Annotated in this window: 1 rRNA gene; it reads left to right on the top strand. The window is 53.6% G+C overall.

Annotated features, from left to right (window positions below):
• A 23S ribosomal RNA gene (locus tag ACI3GR_RS20075) occupies positions 1-2,254 on the top strand; the annotation flags it as partial.
• Between the last annotated feature and the right edge of the window lie 79 nt (positions 2,255-2,333).

Here is a 2,333-nt window from a genome sequence, read left to right on the forward strand (position 1 = left end):
TGACGGCGTACCTTTTGTATAATGGGTCATCGACTTGGTCTATCTAGCAAGCTTAAGCCGTTAGGTGTAGGCGCAGCGAAAGCGAGTCTTAATAGGGCGTTGAGTTAGATGGATCAGACCCGAAACCGAGTGATCTAGGCATGACCAGGATGAAGGTAAGGTAACACTTACTGGAGGTCCGAACCCACACCTGTTGAAAAAGGTCGGGATGAGTTGTGCCTAGGGGTGAAAGGCCAATCAAACTCGGAGATAGCTGGTTCTCTGCGAAATCTATTTAGGTAGAGCGTCATCCGAATACCCCGGGGGGTAGAGCACTGGATGGGTAATGGGGCCCCACAGGCTTACTGATCCTAACCAAACTCCGAATACCCGGGAGTACTAGATGGCAGACACACCGCGGATGCTAACGTCCGCGGTGGAGAGGGAAACAACCCTGACCTCCAGCTAAGGCCCCTAATTCATGGCTAAGTGGGAAAGCAGGTGGGACGACCAAAACAACCAGGAGGTTGGCTTAGAAGCAGCCATCCTTTAAAGATAGCGTAACAGCTCACTGGTCTAAATAAGTTGTCCTGCGGCGAAGATGTAACGGGGCTCAAGCCATGAGCCGAAGCTGAGGATGCACGTAGTGCATGGTAGCAGAGCGTAGTGTGACATAACACCATGCCTCCTTAGTACCTTCGGGTACATTGGAGGCGAGGTGTTTTCGATGAAGCCGGCGTGTGAACGAACCGGTGGAGAGATCACTAGTGAGAATGATGACATGAGTAGCGACAAACAGGGTGAGAGACCCTGTCGCCGAAAGTCCAAGGGTTCCTGCTTAAAGCTAATCTGAGCAGGGTAAGCCGGCCCCTAAGGCGAGGCCGAAAGGCGTAGTCGATGGGAACCAGGTTAATATTCCTGGGCCAGGAGATGGTGACGGATTGCAAAGATTGTTCGACCTTATTGGATTGGTCGGGCCGTTCCGCAGTCCCTGGAAATAGCCCTCCATAGGACCGTACCCTAAACCGACACAGGTGGACTGGTAGAGAATACCAAGGCGCTTGAGAGAACGATGTTGAAGGAACTCGGCAAAATACCTCCGTAAGTTCGCGAGAAGGAGGCCCAGTTTCTACGCAAGTATTGGCTGGGGGCACAAACCAGGGGGTGGCGACTGTTTACTAAAAACACAGGGCTCTGCGAAGTCGCAAGACGACGTATAGGGTCTGACGCCTGCCCGGTGCTGGAAGGTTAAAAGGAGGGGTGCAAGCTCCGAATTGAAGCCCCAGTAAACGGCGGCCGTAACTATAACGGTCCTAAGGTAGCGAAATTCCTTGTCGGGTAAGTTCCGACCTGCACGAATGGCGTAACGACTTCCCCGCTGTCTCCAACATCGACTCAGCGAAATTGAATTGCCTGTCAAGATGCAGGCTTCCCGCGGTTAGACGGAAAGACCCCGTGCACCTTTACTACAGCTTCACACTGGCATCAGGCACAACATGTGCAGGATAGGTGGTGGGCTTTGAAGCAGGAACGCCAGTTCCTGTGGAGCCTCCCTTGAGATACCACCCTTGTTCTGCTTGATGTCTAACCGCGATCCCTTATCGGGTTCCGGGACCCTGTGTGGCGGGTAGTTTGACTGGGGCGGTCGCCTCCTAAAGCGTAACGGAGGCGCGCGAAGGTTGGCTCAGAGCGGTCGGAAATCGCTCGTTGAGTGCAATGGCATAAGCCAGCCTGACTGCGAGACTGACAAGTCGAGCAGAGTCGAAAGACGGCCATAGTGATCCGGTGGTCCCAAGTGGGAGGGCCATCGCTCAACGGATAAAAGGTACGCCGGGGATAACAGGCTGATACTGCCCAAGAGTCCATATCGACGGCAGTGTTTGGCACCTCGATGTCGGCTCATCTCATCCTGGGGCTGGAGCAGGTCCCAAGGGTACGGCTGTTCGCCGTTTAAAGAGGTACGTGAGCTGGGTTTAGAACGTCGTGAGACAGTTCGGTCCCTATCTGCCGTGGGTGTAGGAGATTTGAGAAGAGTTGCCCCTAGTACGAGAGGACCGGGGTGAACGATCCACTGGTGGACCTGTTGTCGTGCCAACGGCAGTGCAGGGTAGCTATGATCGGACAGGATAACCGCTGAAGGCATCTAAGCGGGAAGCCCCCTTCAAAACAAGATCTCCCTGAGGGCCGTAGTAGACTACTACGTCGATAGGATGGAGGTGTAAGTGCGGTAACGTACTCAGCTGACCATTACTAATTGCCCGATAGGCTTGATTTGATCCAGTAGTAGCCAGGAATGGCCCTACGGATAAATCAAAAGCATACACATCACAGTGTATCAGAACGATTTGGACAAC

The organism is Pseudooceanicola aestuariicola (assembly GCF_045763785.1).
Classification (GTDB): Bacteria; Pseudomonadota; Alphaproteobacteria; order Rhodobacterales; family Rhodobacteraceae; genus Pseudooceanicola.